Source organism: Qipengyuania sp. B-5 (assembly GCF_056857815.1).
The window spans coordinates 82482-95900 of sequence record NZ_JBSXNU010000052.1 but is presented as its reverse complement, the minus strand read 5'-3'; the positions used below and the strand labels follow the sequence as shown (position 1 = coordinate 95900).

The 13419-nt window shown below is 61.8% G+C and carries 14 protein-coding genes; 5 read left to right on the top strand and 9 right to left on the bottom strand.

All coding sequences use genetic code 11. The annotated features are described in order from the left end of the window. Positions 1–67 precede the first annotated feature (67 nt). Positions 68–349: an integration host factor subunit beta gene (locus AC13CE_RS11900; protein WP_221538471.1), complete on the bottom strand. Its 282-nt coding sequence runs from the start codon at positions 347–349 to the stop codon at positions 68–70. Between the two features lie 159 nt (positions 350–508). Continuing rightward, entirely contained in the window at positions 509–850 is a 342-nt protein-coding gene (locus AC13CE_RS11895; RefSeq protein WP_221538470.1) for a GntR family transcriptional regulator, read from the bottom strand. 214 nt (positions 851–1064) lie between these two features. On the opposite strand from AC13CE_RS11895, the gene AC13CE_RS11890 reads away from it, so the two are divergent. The 5 genes from AC13CE_RS11890 (at position 1065) to AC13CE_RS11870 (ending at position 6797) form a co-directional block, all read left to right on the top strand. Further along, positions 1065–2711, top strand: coding sequence for a peptide MFS transporter (locus tag AC13CE_RS11890; RefSeq protein ID WP_221538469.1), 1647 nt, complete (start codon positions 1065–1067; stop codon positions 2709–2711). Between the two features lie 105 nt (positions 2712–2816). Then, a complete protein-coding gene (locus AC13CE_RS11885; protein ID WP_482972544.1) occupies positions 2817–4193 on the top strand; it encodes an amidohydrolase in 1377 nt (458 codons plus the stop codon). Then, the gene (locus AC13CE_RS11880; protein WP_482972543.1) at positions 4190–5563 is read left to right on the top strand and encodes an amidohydrolase family protein; all 1374 of its coding nucleotides are present in this window, start codon (positions 4190–4192) and stop codon (positions 5561–5563) included. Before AC13CE_RS11885 ends, AC13CE_RS11880 begins: the two co-directional genes overlap by 4 nt. Before the next feature lie 13 nt (positions 5564–5576). After that, positions 5577–6071 carry an FKBP-type peptidyl-prolyl cis-trans isomerase gene (locus tag AC13CE_RS11875; protein WP_482972542.1) on the top strand — a complete coding sequence of 165 codons (495 nt, stop codon included), beginning with the start codon at positions 5577–5579 and terminating at the stop codon, positions 6069–6071. Positions 6072–6122: 51 nt separating this feature from the next. Then, positions 6123–6797: an NnrU family protein gene (locus tag AC13CE_RS11870; protein ID WP_482972541.1), complete on the top strand. Its 675-nt coding sequence runs from the start codon at positions 6123–6125 to the stop codon at positions 6795–6797. Position 6798: 1 nt separating this feature from the next. Here AC13CE_RS11870 and AC13CE_RS11865 read toward each other — a convergent pair whose 3' ends face one another. The 7 genes from AC13CE_RS11865 to purH all read right to left on the bottom strand — a co-directional run bounded on the left by AC13CE_RS11865 (position 6799) and on the right by purH (position 13411). After that, positions 6799–7596, bottom strand: a complete 798-nt coding sequence (locus AC13CE_RS11865; RefSeq protein WP_482972540.1) for a crotonase/enoyl-CoA hydratase family protein — start codon at positions 7594–7596, stop codon at positions 6799–6801. After that, complete coding sequence (locus AC13CE_RS11860) at positions 7593–8390, bottom strand: alpha/beta hydrolase (protein WP_482972539.1); 798 nt, start codon at positions 8388–8390, stop codon at positions 7593–7595. Before AC13CE_RS11860 ends, AC13CE_RS11865 begins: the two co-directional genes overlap by 4 nt. A 23-nt stretch (positions 8391–8413) precedes the next feature. Beyond that, the gene (gene dxs / locus AC13CE_RS11855) at positions 8414–10336 is read right to left on the bottom strand and encodes a 1-deoxy-D-xylulose-5-phosphate synthase (protein ID WP_482972538.1); all 1923 of its coding nucleotides are present in this window, start codon (positions 10334–10336) and stop codon (positions 8414–8416) included. 75 nt (positions 10337–10411) lie between these two features. Beyond that, the gene (locus AC13CE_RS11850; protein ID WP_482972537.1) at positions 10412–10879 is read right to left on the bottom strand and encodes a Fur family transcriptional regulator; all 468 of its coding nucleotides are present in this window, start codon (positions 10877–10879) and stop codon (positions 10412–10414) included. Between the two features lie 36 nt (positions 10880–10915). Next, entirely contained in the window at positions 10916–11596 is a 681-nt protein-coding gene (msrA, locus tag AC13CE_RS11845) for a peptide-methionine (S)-S-oxide reductase MsrA (protein WP_482972536.1), read from the bottom strand. Beyond that, a complete protein-coding gene (locus AC13CE_RS11840; RefSeq protein ID WP_482972535.1) occupies positions 11596–11742 on the bottom strand; it encodes a hypothetical protein in 147 nt (48 codons plus the stop codon). Before AC13CE_RS11840 ends, msrA begins: the two co-directional genes overlap by 1 nt. 82 nt (positions 11743–11824) lie before the next feature. After that, a complete protein-coding gene (purH, locus tag AC13CE_RS11835) occupies positions 11825–13411 on the bottom strand; it encodes a bifunctional phosphoribosylaminoimidazolecarboxamide formyltransferase/IMP cyclohydrolase (RefSeq protein WP_482972534.1) in 1587 nt (528 codons plus the stop codon). Positions 13412–13419 lie beyond the last annotated feature (8 nt).

Genomic DNA, 13419 nt, shown 5'->3' with positions numbered 1-13419 from the left:
CCGGCCAGCGGCGTGCCTAGTCAATTGATTGATAAGCCGCAATCGCGAAGCGCATCGCCATGCACGATCAATTTTCGTTCAGACGCTCGCGTATTTCCTTGCCCGGCTTGAAATAGGGCACGCGCTTTGCCGGCACGTCCACCAATTCGCCGGTTCGGGGATTGCGACCTTGGCGGGCTTGGCGGTCGCGAACGGAAAAGGCACCGAAACCGCGCAATTCCACACGTCCGCCTTCCGAAAGTCGTTCCGAAATTTCTTCGAAGAAGATATCGACGACCTGCTCCACCTCTTCGGCACGCAGTTCGGGATTGCCTTCCGCGATTGCAGCAAGAAGTTCGGATCGGATCATTTTGCGCTCTCTCCGGATCGCTGATGTGCGATCACATCGTTAGTTCAAGCCGACCTGCCGATCGGTTGTATGCGCGCCCCTGGTCACGTTGACTGGCAGAAGTTCGCCATTTCCGCAAGATGCGTAATGTCTGAGTCTGCCACACGACAGTCCGAAGATCTAGATTTCGGCAATAAGCTCGGCGGGGTTGATTCCCAGGCGCTCCATCCTTTCGCGGATTTCGGGCCATTCTTCGGAGAGAAACGCCTTGCGTTCGCTTTGCCGCAACTCCGACGCGGCGCCTTTCGCGACATACATGCCGACCCCGCGCTGGACTTCGACCAGCCCGTCGTTCTGGAACTGCTGGTAAGCCTTCGCAACCGTCAGTGGATTGGCCCCTTGTTCGGCAGCTAGCGCCCGTACCGACGGGAGCATTTCGCCTTCCTTGTAGCGGCCGTCGATGATCGCGGCGGCGATCATATCGCGCAGCTTGAGATAAACCGGTTTGGACTGGTTGCTCATTGAGAATTCCCGGACAACATATAGTGCGTCAGTGCCATAATACAGCGCGGCGCGCAAGGTTCCCGGGCCTTACAGATGCTATCGCTACAATGTGGTCGCGAGTGTAACTAATGCTTCACATGAGCGCATGAGACGCTAGTGTGCCCGCCTTCGAGGGGAGCAGCAGCGCAACAGCGCGGCCTTCCGGATAATATCAGAGGGACACCGGAATCTTATGGTCGAAGGCATGTTCTTCACATTCGACTCAGCGTTCGAAATGTGGACTTTCAGAGTTGCAGTGGTCGCACTTGCAGCATTTCTTATTGGCGGCACGGTGCTTATCACGCGCCCGCAGGAAGAGGTTATCGGACACCCCAAGGGGTTGTTTCTCTTGTTCATGGCCGAAATGTGGGAGCGCTTTTCCTACTACGGCATGCGCGCCCTGCTTATTTTTTACCTCGTACAGCACTGGCTGTTCTCGGATAGCGAAGCATCGATCATCTACGGTGCCTACACTGCTCTGGTTTACATCACTCCCGTGGTGGGCGGCTATCTTGCCGACCAGTATATCGGGCAGCGCAAAGCCGTACTGTTTGGCGCAATACTCCTGACATTTGGTCACTTCTTCATGGCCTTCGAAGGCAGCGGCGGCCAAGCCGATCCCATCATCAACGTCTTCTGGCTCGCGCTTGCCCTCATCATCGTGGGTTCGGGCTTCCTGAAGGCGAACATCTCGGTGATCGTCGGCCAGCTTTATTCGCGCACCGACGTGCGCCGCGACCCGGCCTACACCATCTTCTACATGGGCATTAACGTCGGCGCGGCGACCGCATCGATCATCTGCGGCTATCTCGGTCAGACCTATGGCTGGCAGTACGGCTTCGGCCTTGCCGGTTTCGGCATGCTGCTCGGCCTCGTGTTCTTCGTGATCGGCAAACCTCTGCTTCTCGGCAAGGGCGAGCCCAAGGATCCGGCGAAGATCAAGGGCGGCAAGGAATGGGCCATCTACGGCGCCGGTCTTGCCATGGTTGCGCTCTGCTGGGCCGCGATCCAGTATCAGGAACTTGTCGGTGTGGTGCTGGGCATCTTCGGTGGTGGTCTGGTCCTCTTCGTGCTGTTCACCGCTGTTACGAAGCTCCCCAGCGAAGAGCGGGACCGCATCTTTGCCGCGATGTTCCTCATCCTGACTTCGATCGTGTTTTGGGCATTGTTCGAGCAGGCGGGCTCGTCGCTCAACCTGTTCACCGATCGTCATGTCGACACGCAGGGCGTGAATGCATCTATGTTCCAGTCGATCAACGCGATCTATATCGTGCTGCTGGCTCCGATATTCGCGATGTTGTGGCAGGGGCTGGCACGCAAGGGTAAGGAACCCAGCACTCCGCTGAAGTTCGGCCTAGCCGTGATTCAGGTGGGTCTTGGCTTCCTCGTCCTCGTCTGGGGGTCAGAAAGCGCCGGAGTGAATGTGCCCACGCCGGTCATTTTCATCTTCCTCATCTATCTGCTGCATACCACTGGTGAGCTGTGCCTGTCGCCCGTCGGACTTTCGGCCATGAACCGCCTGAGTCCGACCCATATGGCTTCGCTCATAATGGGCACGTGGTTCTTCGCCTCGGCCGCAGGTAACTTCGCCGCCGGTCTGATCGCTTCGGCCACGGGCGCGGAAGGCGTCGGGGAAGAATCCGGCAAGGAAGTCGTGCTCGGTGTTTACAGCACGGTCGGCTGGTACGCAGTCGGTATCGGCGTCGCCGTGATGGTCGTCAGCCCGCTGATCAAGAAGCTGATGCATCTCGATACGATCCGCGACGACAATCTGGAAGGTCAGGCCGAGGCCGGTCTCGAAGCTCAGGAAGCCGGCGTCCACCCGACGACGCGCACCTGAGTAGAAGAGGGGTATCGTCCGAAAGGCGATTTTCCTCGACCAATGTCCATTGACGGTACGGGCCGGGGCAGCAATGCTCCGGCCCGTTCTCGATTGGGGGATTGCATGAAAAGACTTGTTCCGCTCGCGCTTGCTGCGAGCCTCGCCGCCTGCGCCACGACCGGCTCCAACACGGGTCGCGCCTCGGCATCGGATGCCGACTGGACCGCGCCCAAGGGCGAAGACGGCCGCGCACCCTATGCCAGCACTTACCAGCGCTATCCGGGGCGCCCGACTGCACTGGTCGGCGCGACTGTCTATGATGGCGCAGGGGGACGGATCGACAACGGCACGGTCCTGTTTCGCGATGGCGAAGTGGTGGCGATCGGCGATGCTTCGCTCCCCACCGACGGCTACGACCGGATCGATGCGGGCGGCAAGTTCGTGACGCCGGGCGTGATCGACATCCACTCGCACCTCGGTGATTATCCCACCCCCAGCGTCGAGGCGCATTCGGACGGCAATGAAGCGACCAGCCCGACCACGCCCGAAGTATGGGCGGAACATTCGGTCTGGCCGCAGGACCCCGGCTTTACCCGCGCGCTAGCCAATGGCGGCGTCACCTCGCTGCAAATCCTCCCCGGCTCGGCGAACCTTACCGGCGGACGTTCGGTAACACTCAAAAACGTGTCGTCACGTACGGTGCAGGGGATGAAGTTCCCCGGCGCGCCCTACGGCATGAAGATGGCCTGCGGCGAGAACCCCAAGCGAGTCTATGGCGGCAGGGGCCGCGCGCCCTCTACCCGGATGGGAAATTTCGCGGTCAACCGGCAGATGTGGCTCGATGCGCAGGACTATGACGGCGAGAAACGCGACATTGGCAAGGAAACGCTCAAGGGCGTCCTCGATGGTGATATCCTCATCCACAATCACTGCTACCGCGCCGACGAAATGGCGCTGGTGATCGATATGGGCAAGGAGATGGGCTACAAGGTCACCGCCTTCCACCATGCCGTCGAAGCTTACAAGATCGGCGATCTGCTGCGCGAAAATGACGTGTGCAGCGCGATCTGGGCAGACTGGTATGGCTTCAAGATGGAAGCCTATGACGGCATCCTCGAGAATGCCGCCTACCTGCAGCGCGAAGGGGCCTGTGTGGTCATCCACTCCGACGATGCGAATGGCATCCAGCGCCTCAACCAGGAAGCCGCGAAAGCGCAGGCGGCCGGACGCCGGGTTGGCATCGACATTCCCGATGCGGAAGTGGTCGGCTGGTTTACCCTCAACGCGGCCAAGGCAATGGGAATCGATAAGATGACCGGCAGCCTCGAGCCGGGCAAGATGGCCGACGTCGTGCTATGGAATGGTGATCCGCTGAGTGTTTATTCGCGGCCCGAAAAGGTCTGGATCGACGGTGCGCTCATGTTTGATGCGATGGATCGCAAACGCCGGCCGGTAAGCGATTTCGAGCTCGGCCAGCCGGGCGAAGGAGATGTGAAATGAAGCGCCTTCTCGCACTCGCGGCCAGCGCGGTCGCTCTCGCCGCCTCGTCCGCTTCGGCCCAGGACGTCGCCATTACCAATGCCACTGTGGCCACAGGTGACGGTTCCGAACCCATTGAGGGAGCGACGGTGGTCGTACGCGGCGGAAGGATCGTCGCAGCAGGGACCGGCGTCGCCGTGCCCGCAGGGATCGATACCGTCGATGGCACGGGTGCATGGGTCACCCCTGGCCTGTTCGCGACTGTCACCTCGCTTGGCCTCTGGGATGTCGGTGCGGTCAGCGAATCGAACGATACCCGCGCAGGCAATTCACCCTTCAGCGCCGCTCTCGACGTGGCGCCTATCGTCAATCCGAACTCGCAGCATATTGCCATCCACCGCGCGGCCGGCGTGACCAGAGCGGCGAGCGTTACCATGCCATCGAGTTCGATCTTCGGCGGTCAGGGCGCCATTATCGACCTCGGAGCGGACGCCGACCCCGTCGTAACACCGCGTGCATTCCAGGTCGTGGCACTGGGCGAAGGCGGCGCGCGCCTCTCCGGTGGGAGCCGGGCTTCCGCCCATGCTTTGTTCCGCAATGCACTGCGCGAAGCGAGCCAGTTCGGCGAGGACGCGAGCATCCCGAGCCGCGCTTCGCGACCTGCGGCGAGCACCACGGGTGACGATTTGCCGGTCGATCCGCGCTTATCGGGCGAGGATGCCGAGCGCGGCGACGACGTGCTGCTCACCCGGTTCGATGCAGCCGCTCTGGTTCCTGTCGTACGCGGGGAGCAGCGGCTCTACGTCATGGTCGAGCGCGCTTCGGATATCCGCAGCACCCTGGCCCTGAAACGCGAATTTCCGCGCCTGGACATGGTACTGGTCGGAGCCAGTGAAGGCTGGCTTGCGGCGCAGGATATTGCCGCAGCCGGTGTGCCGGTTATCGCCGACGGGCTCGACGACCTGCCTCAGAGTTTCGAGGAGCTGGCCGCGACGCAATCCAACATCGGCCGTATGGTCCAGGCAGGAGTGAAGGTCGCGATCAATGCTTCCGCGATGGAAAACCCGCGCAACCTCAACCAGTATGCAGGCAATCTCGTTGCCCTAACCCGAGTACCCGGGGCTGCGGGTCTCAGCTGGGGCCAGGCTTTTGCCGCGATTTCTTCCGTTCCGGCGGAGATCAGCGGCATGGGTGGCCGCGCCGGTACGCTTGCCGCAGGCGCGATGGGCGACCTCGTCGTCTGGGACGGGGATCCGCTCGAGGTCGGCTCCATGCCGACGGCCGTCTATATCGACGGAGTAAGGCAACCGCTGGACAATCACCAGAGCCGCCTGCGCGACCGCTACCGCGAGATCGACGAGAGCGAACTGCCTGAAGGCTACGACTGGTAAGGAGAGACCGATAATGCGTTCGATGTTGATTGCGCTCGGCGCGGCCTTCGTGGCGGTTGGCTTCCATGCAGCGGTTGCGCAGCAGGAGGCGCCCGACCGATCGCAGGATCTTGCGTGGATGAGCGCGCAGGAAGCTTATCTCTCTGGTCTCAAAGCCGAAGAGGGCTGGCGTTACATGGATGGCGGACTGCGCTGGCGCTATACTGAATATGCCGGTGAGGCAGAGCGTCCGACGGTCTCTGACACGGTGACCGTGCATTATGCGGGCACCTTCATCGATGGCGAAACCTTCGATTCAAGTTTCGACCGCGGGGAGCCCGCCACCTTTCCGCTGGGCCGACTGGTAAAGGCATGGCAAATGGCAATACCGCAAATGGGCGTGGGCGATACGATCGAGATCGCCGCGCCTGCCGACCTTGCCTATGGCCCGAAGGGCAAGGGGCCGATTCCGGGAGGTGCAACTCTGCTTTTCAAAGTGAAGCTTCTGGCTATCGATCCGTCAGAGTAGAGCTTGCCTGAAAACTGGAGCGTGATAGCCTGAACCGATGGGAGGGCTTTCATGGAACCGCTTACCTCGCTTCTTGCTGCCTCGATCGCTTTCGTCGGTACGCATTTCGCCCTGGCGCATCCGTTTCGCGCGCCGCTTGTAAAGGCCCTCGGGACTGCGGGGTTCAGCCTGCTCTACAGCGTGGTTGCGGCGGCCTGCATGGTCTGGATGTATTTCGCCTTCGTCGCCGCTCCTGCCGGAGGGCTAGGCGGTACGGGCGAGACAGGATGGGCCATTTCCACCGTGCTGACGCTGCCCGCACTGGTGCTCTTTCTGGGCTCGCTGAGAGGCAATCCCGCGCTCCCGGCTCCTGGCGCGGAGAAGCTGGCGCAGCGCGATCCCTCTGGCGTATTCGCCGTGACTCGCCACCCGATGATGTGGGGGTTCGCGCTCTGGGCTATATCGCACATAGTGCTCTGGTGGAGCTGGCGCACCAATATCGTCGCTCTTGCCATACTCGTGCTGGCGCTGGTCGGCGCGCACATGCAGGACCGCAAGAAGAAAGCCCTGATGGGCGCGGCATGGGAAGGCTGGGAGGCGAAGACCGGCTACTGGCCAAGGTGGTCCAAACTGCCGGGCGCGGGCCCGGTCTTATGGCTCGCAGCGATTGCCGTCTGGCTAGGTATAACATGGTGGCACATCGCTGCAGGAGGCATTCCAGCCGGGATCTGGCGCTGGATAGGCTAGGTCAGTTGCCCGTGAAGCTGGGCGCGCGCTTTTCGAGGAGAGCGTCGACGCCTTCCATATGATCCTGCGTCGAGTGCATCAGCGCCTGCGCATTGGCCGCCATCTCCAGTGCGGCATCATAACTCACCGAACGTCCTTGCCGCATGAGGTTTTTGGCTTGCCTGAGTGCATGCGGCGGCATCGCCGCGACCCTGGCAGCGAGCGCCCGGGCTTCGTCCATCAAAGCGCCTTGCCCGACCACTCGGCTGACCAGTCCCCAGTCGAGCGCCGTTCGGGCATCGATCACCTCTCCGGTGTAGAAAAGCTCTGCCGCGCGCGCTTCGCCGATGATGCGCGGCAGGATCCAGGTACCGCCATCACCCGGGATGATACCGAGCTTAAGGAAGGTCACCCCGAACTTCGCCTTCTCCCCTGCGATCCGCATGTCGGCAAGGCAGGCAAGGTCGCACCCCAGCCCGATCGCCGGTCCGTTGACTGCTGCAATCAGAGGTACCCGCAGCGAATAGAGCGCACGCAGGATCTTGTGGATGTTATTGCGATAGCCATCGGCGATCTCCGGCGCGGTGCCGCCGAAAGCGCCGGATTTCTCTTTCATCGCCTTGATGTCCCCTCCCGCGCTGAAGGCACGTCCGGCGCCGGTCAGGATCACGCAGCGTACATCCATGTCCGCATTGATCGCATCGCAGACTGAAGCAAAGGCATCGCCATCGCCCGCGGCGCCAAGCGGGTTCATCGTGTCCGGCCGGTTGAGCGTAAGGGTGGTAATGTGAGCGGCAGTTTCGATTGTGAGCAGGTTCATTCGCTCTCATCCTTTTCAATACGCTGCGCCAGAAATTCCAACACAGCCTCTTCGGCTGTCTCGTGCCATGCAAGGTCATGGCCGACACCAGGAAAGATGCGCAACTCCGCTCGGGGATTGGCCTCGACCAGCATTAAAGCATGTCGATGCGGGATCAAACTGTCGGCATCACCATGCAATAGCAGTGTCGGCGCATTGATCGCGTGCAGTTTCTGGACGTTCTCGTAACGGTCCCGAAGGAGTAACCCGGTTGGCAGCCAGCTTAATTTCTCGGCGGCTAGCCCGGTCAGGCTGGCAAAGGGGGAAATCAGGACCAGCGCTGCGGGCTCAGTCTCGCTCGCCATCTGTACGGCCACGCCAGAACCGATCGAATTACCAATGATGACCAGATCGTTTGCACTCACGTCGCGCTCCGCGAGAAACGCTATGGCCGCTCTACCGTCGCGGTACAGCCCCTCTTCGCTCGGTGTGCCGGGGTTGCCGCGGTAGCCCCTGTATTCGGCGGCCAGAACGCCGTAACCTTCAGGAACGAGCCGGTCCGTTGCCACGACGCTGGAAACCCAGTCGGCGCCATTGCCGTGGAAATGGACGATGGTCGGATAGCCGGATTTTGCGGCACGATATCCAGCGCGCAGGTCGAGCCCATCGCTGGTTCGATAGACGATTTCCTCGAAACCGCCGGCCGCGGGACCGATGGTGCGCGGTGCAGGATAGATGATCGGACCCTGTGCGGCATACAGGAAACCGACCAGCGCGAGGTAGATTGCCAGAATGCTCGCTAGCACAATCGCCATGGCACGTGCGAGCCGTCCCTGATTCAGGCGCGCGCCTCTTCGACGCCTGCCGAATTGTGTCGCAATGCGTCGAGCACGGTATCAACGATATGCGGCGCGTTTAGCCCAGCCTCGTCATACTGCTTTGCCGGTTCGTCTTGGTCCTGGAAGATATCGGGCAGGCGCATGGTGCGGATCTTGAGTCCGGTGTCGGTCAGTCCCTCGTCCGAAGCGAAGGTCAGCACATGCGCGCCGAGACCGCCGATGGCGCCTTCTTCGATTGTCACCACGACTTCGTGGCTGCGCATAAGTTTCTCGATCAGATCGGTATCGAGCGGCTTAGCGAAGCGCATATCGGCGACGGTAGTCGAAAGCCCCTTGGCTTCGAGCTGGTCGGCAGCCTTCTTGGCTTCTTCCAGACGCGCGCCGAGCGACAGGATCGCGACCTTGGTGCCTTCGCGTACGATGCGACCCTTGCCGATCTCGAGCTTTTCCAGCTTCTCCGGTATTTCCACGCCGGTGCCGCTGCCGCGCGGATAGCGGAAGGCGATGGGCCCGTCGTCATGCTCGGCCGCCGTGTAGGTCATGTGCGCCAGTTCCGCCTCGTCGGCGGCGGCCATAACCACGAAATTGGGCAGTGTGGCGAGATAGGTGATGTCGAAACTGCCTGCGTGGGTGCAGCCGTCCGCGCCGACCAGTCCGGCGCGGTCGATGGCAAAACGCACGGGCAGGTTCTGGATCGCCACATCGTGCACCACCTGGTCGTAGGCGCGCTGGAGGAAGGTCGAATAGATGGCCGCAAAGGGGCGCATGCCCTCGGCAGCAAGTCCTGCGGCGAAAGTCACGCCGTGCTGTTCGGCGATGCCGACATCGAAAGCCTTGTCCGGGTGTGCCTTGGCAAACTTGTCGACACCCGTACCGCTCGGCATGGCGGCGGTGATTGCGCAAATCCGCGGATCGTCGTTCGCCAGCTTCGCCAGCGTCTCTCCGAAAACGTTCTGGTAGGCGGGCGGACCACCTGAGGACTTCTTCTGCTCGCCGGTGACGACATCGAACTTTGCGACGCCGTGATATTTGTCGGCACTGTTTTCGGCCGGGGCGTACCCCTTGCCCTTTTTCGTCACGACATGGATCAGGACCGGGCCCTGTTCGCTATCGCGTACATTTTCGAGCACCGGGATCAGGTGGTCGAGATTATGCCCGTCGATCGGTCCGACGTAGTAAAAGCCCAATTCCTCGAACAGCGTGCCGCCAGTGACCATGCCGCGAGTATATTCCTCGGCTTTTTCCAGCCCCGACCACACGCGGCGGCTGAGCTTTCTGGCGATCTTCGAGGCCATACTTCTGAGGCCGAGGTATTCGCTGGAGGACACCATCCGCGCGAGATAGGCGGAAAGACCGCCCACGGGCGGGGCGATCGACATGTCATTGTCGTTGAGGATCACCACCAGCCGGTTGCCCGCCTGTTCGGCATTGTTCATCGCCTCATAGGCCATGCCGGCGCTCATCGCGCCATCGCCGATCACCGCGATCCCGCGGCCCGGACGTCCCTGCATCTTGTTGGCCATGGCAAAGCCGAGAGCGGCTGAAATCGAGGTCGAGCTATGTGCAGCACCGAAGGGATCATATTCGCTTTCGGCGCGCTTGGTGAAGCCGCTCAGGCCTCCGCCCTGGCGCAAGGTGCGAATTCGGTCGCGCCGTCCGGTCAGGATCTTGTGCGGATAACACTGGTGGCCCACGTCCCAGACCAGCCTGTCTTCCGGGGTGTTGAACACATAATGGATGGCTGTGGTCAACTCGACCACGCCGAGGCCGGAGCCGAGGTGCCCGCCCGTCGTCCCCACGGCGTCGATCATCTCGGCCCGCAACTCGTCAGAAAGCTGGCGTAGCTGGCTCTTGTCGAGCTTGCGGAGATCGGCGGGCGTATCGACCGTGTCGAGTAACGGCGTATCGGGTCGGCTAGTCATACGAATGCCTTACACGCGGTTTTCCGAACTGTCGATGAACGCTTGGTCGCTGGAAAAGCACGCCTTGGCGCCGCCTCAGGCCGCGCAATCGTCACACAGTCCGCGCAGTTCGACCACCGGGCGCACATCGGTGAAGCCCGCTTCCTTGCCTGCAACCCGCAGGGCGCCGGTCACGCGGTCATCGTCGATATGCGTCGCCTTCCCGCAATCGTCGCAGATCAGGAAGATGCAATCGTGGCGACACCCGGGATGCGTATTGACGAGATAGGCATTCGCGCTTTCGATCCGGTTGGCGAGATTGGTCCGCACGAACAGGTCGAGAATGCGATAGACGCTGTTCGGGGCGACCCGCTTGCCGCGCGCAGCGGACAGATTGTCGGCGATGTCATAGGCGCTCGCCGGCTTGTCGTGCCGAGCCAGCTCTTCGAACACGGATTGGCGCATACCCGTCCATTGTTCGCCTGCATCGGTGAGCGTGAGCCGGGCTGCGTCGATCAGATCGTCGCCCGAATGTTCCTTATGTGCGTGCGCGTGTCCTGCCATGGACGAGAGGTAGGCCCGCCTGCGCCCCCGCGCAAGTCAGTCGCGCTGGAACTCGGAGCGGTAGACGCCGGGATAGAGTCGCTTCAGCGCAGCCATCTTGGGAGCGTCCCAGCGCTGAATATAGCTATGGCGCGGGTTTTTGGCGGCGAAGTCCTGGTGGTAGGCTTCGGCCGGGTAAAATGCCTGCGCACGTTCGATACGCGTGACGATCGGTCTGTCCCACAGGCCCGCCTTCTTCAGCTGGGCGAGATAGGTCCTGGCGACTGCACTCTGCTCCGCAGACAGCGGTATCAGTGCACTGCGATAATGTGCGCCGCGATCGGGCCCCTGGCGGTTGAGCTGCGTCGGATCCGCGACGACGGAGAAGAAAATCCGTAGCAGCTGATCGTAGCGGATAACACGCGGATCATAGGTGACCTTTACCGCCTCTGCATGATCAGTCACGCCGGATGAAACGAGCTTATAATCCGCCTGTCGTTCGGTTCCGCCGTGATAGCCGGACACCGCGCTGCGGACACCCTTCGTGTGGCTGAACACCGCTTCCACGCCCCAGAAACAGCCCCCGGCGAAGATGGCGGTCTTCAGACCGGCTCCTTCTCTAGCGGTGCGAACGGCAGCGGGAGCTTCGACCACCTCTTCGGCGGCAAGGGCAGGCTGCTGGCAGGCGCTGGTCAGTACGAGGGTACCAGCCGCCACAAGAAGGGCGGCCAGGCGCATCAGATTATCGCGGCGACGGCGGAAACGATCTCCCCGCCATTGGAAAAGGCGACAATGATAGCACCGGCAAGAAAACCGATGCCGAAGTTGCGATAAAGGTCAGGGCTGAACAGGTTCATCTTACGGTCTTTCGTGGTCTTTCCCACGTGGGTACGCACGCGCCGATTGCAACGTGCTGAATGATCAGGTTGTGCAGCGTTCAGCCAATTGGCGAAACGAGCCGCCGTATTAGTGCCGAAAATGTCTCATTCCGGTAAACACCATGGCGAGGCCGTGTTCATCCGCTGCGGCAATAACTTCCTCGTCGCGGATCGAACCGCCTGGCTGGATAATCGCCGTAGCGCCCGCTTCGGCCGCGGCAAGCAGGCCATCGGCAAAGGGAAAGAAGGCGTCCGATGCGACGGCACTACCGACGGTGCGGCTTGTGTCCCAGCCGTATTTCTCCGCAGCTTCCGCAGCCTTCATAGCGGCGATCCGGCTCGAATCGCGGCGGTTCATCTGGCCTGCGCCGATGCCTGCGGTCGCCCCGTCCTTGGCATAGACGATGGCGTTCGATTTCACATGCCGCGCCACGGTCCAGGCGAAAATGCAGTCCCTGAGTTCCTGCTCGGTGGGTTCGCGCTGGGTAACCACCTTGAGGTCGTCCTGCGAGATTGCGCCATTGTCACGCGTCTGGACCAGCAGACCACCCGTGATCGGCTTGACCATCAAGCCGCCGCGACGAGGGTCGGGCAGCTCGCCGGTAACCAGGAGGCGGAGGTTCTTCTTTTTCGCGAAAGCTTCGCGTGCATCTTCGCTGACCGAGGGCGCGATGACCACTTCGGTAAAGATCTCGCAGATCGCCGCTGCCGTCTCGCCGTCGAGTTCGGCATTCACGGCCACGATGCCGCCAAAGGCCGAAACGCTGTCGCATGCCAGGGCCTCGTTCCAGGCTTCGATCAACGAAGATGCCTGCGCCACACCGCAAGGGTTGGCATGCTTCACGATCACTACCGCGGGATCGCCGCCTGCGAATTCCGCACAGAGTTCCAGCGCGGCGTCGGCGTCGTTATAGTTGTTGTAGCTGAGTTCCTTGCCTTGCAGCTGTTCGGCTTGCGCGATGCCTTTCGCATGCGGTCCCACCGGCGTGTAGAGCGCCGCTTTTTGGTGGGGGTTTTCGCCATAGCGCAGCTCGGTCGGCTCCTTGCCGTTCACGGCGAGCATTCCGGGGAAGGTTTCGCCCTGGTCGGCGAAAGCGAACCACTGGCTGATCATCGAATCGTAAGCCGCAGTGGCAGCAAAGGCCTTGGCTGCGCATTTGCGGCGAAATTCGAGCGAGGTAGCGCCCGCCGCTTCCAACTCGTCGACCAGCGTGCCGTAGTCCGCAGGGTCAGTGACGATGGTGACGAACTGATGGTTCTTCGCCGCGCTGCGCACCATGCTCGGCCCGCCGATATCGATATTCTCGATGATCTCGTCGCGCCCGGCGCCTTTTGCGACAGTGGCTTCGAAAGGATAGAGATTGACCACCACTAGGTCGATTGCACCGATCGCGTGCTCCGCCATCGCGGCTGCGTGGCCGGGATTGTCGCGCACGGCCAGAAGACCGCCATGTACCATGGGGTGCAGCGTCTTGACGCGTCCGTCCATCATCTCGGGAAAACCGGTGAGGTCGGAGACGTCCTTCACCTCCAGGCCCGCGTCGCGCAGCGCCCTGGCAGTGCCGCCGGTCGAGACCAGCTCTATACCCTTGGCTGCAAGCGCCTTGCCCAGATCTACCAAACCGCTCTTGTCGGACACCGAAAGCAGTGCCCGCTTGATCGCCACGTCAGTCACCGAAAAAT

What these genes read in the sequence shown, in the direction of transcription:
- AC13CE_RS11900 (WP_221538471.1), bottom strand. Translation starts at nt 349, where the DNA reads ATGATCCGATCCGAACTTCTTGCTGCAATCGCGGAAGGCAATCCCGAA.
- AC13CE_RS11895 (WP_221538470.1), bottom strand. Translation starts at nt 850, where the DNA reads ATGAGCAACCAGTCCAAACCGGTTTATCTCAAGCTGCGCGATATGATC.
- AC13CE_RS11890 (WP_221538469.1), top strand. Translation starts at nt 1,065, where the DNA reads ATGGTCGAAGGCATGTTCTTCACATTCGACTCAGCGTTCGAAATGTGG.
- AC13CE_RS11885 (WP_482972544.1), top strand. Translation starts at nt 2,817, where the DNA reads ATGAAAAGACTTGTTCCGCTCGCGCTTGCTGCGAGCCTCGCCGCCTGC.
- AC13CE_RS11880 (WP_482972543.1), top strand. Translation starts at nt 4,190, where the DNA reads ATGAAGCGCCTTCTCGCACTCGCGGCCAGCGCGGTCGCTCTCGCCGCC.
- AC13CE_RS11875 (WP_482972542.1), top strand. Translation starts at nt 5,577, where the DNA reads ATGCGTTCGATGTTGATTGCGCTCGGCGCGGCCTTCGTGGCGGTTGGC.
- AC13CE_RS11870 (WP_482972541.1), top strand. Translation starts at nt 6,123, where the DNA reads ATGGAACCGCTTACCTCGCTTCTTGCTGCCTCGATCGCTTTCGTCGGT.
- AC13CE_RS11865 (WP_482972540.1), bottom strand. Translation starts at nt 7,596, where the DNA reads ATGAACCTGCTCACAATCGAAACTGCCGCTCACATTACCACCCTTACG.
- AC13CE_RS11860 (WP_482972539.1), bottom strand. Translation starts at nt 8,390, where the DNA reads ATGGCGATTGTGCTAGCGAGCATTCTGGCAATCTACCTCGCGCTGGTC.
- dxs (WP_482972538.1), bottom strand. Translation starts at nt 10,336, where the DNA reads ATGACTAGCCGACCCGATACGCCGTTACTCGACACGGTCGATACGCCC.
- AC13CE_RS11850 (WP_482972537.1), bottom strand. Translation starts at nt 10,879, where the DNA reads ATGGCAGGACACGCGCACGCACATAAGGAACATTCGGGCGACGATCTG.
- msrA (WP_482972536.1), bottom strand. Translation starts at nt 11,596, where the DNA reads ATGCGCCTGGCCGCCCTTCTTGTGGCGGCTGGTACCCTCGTACTGACC.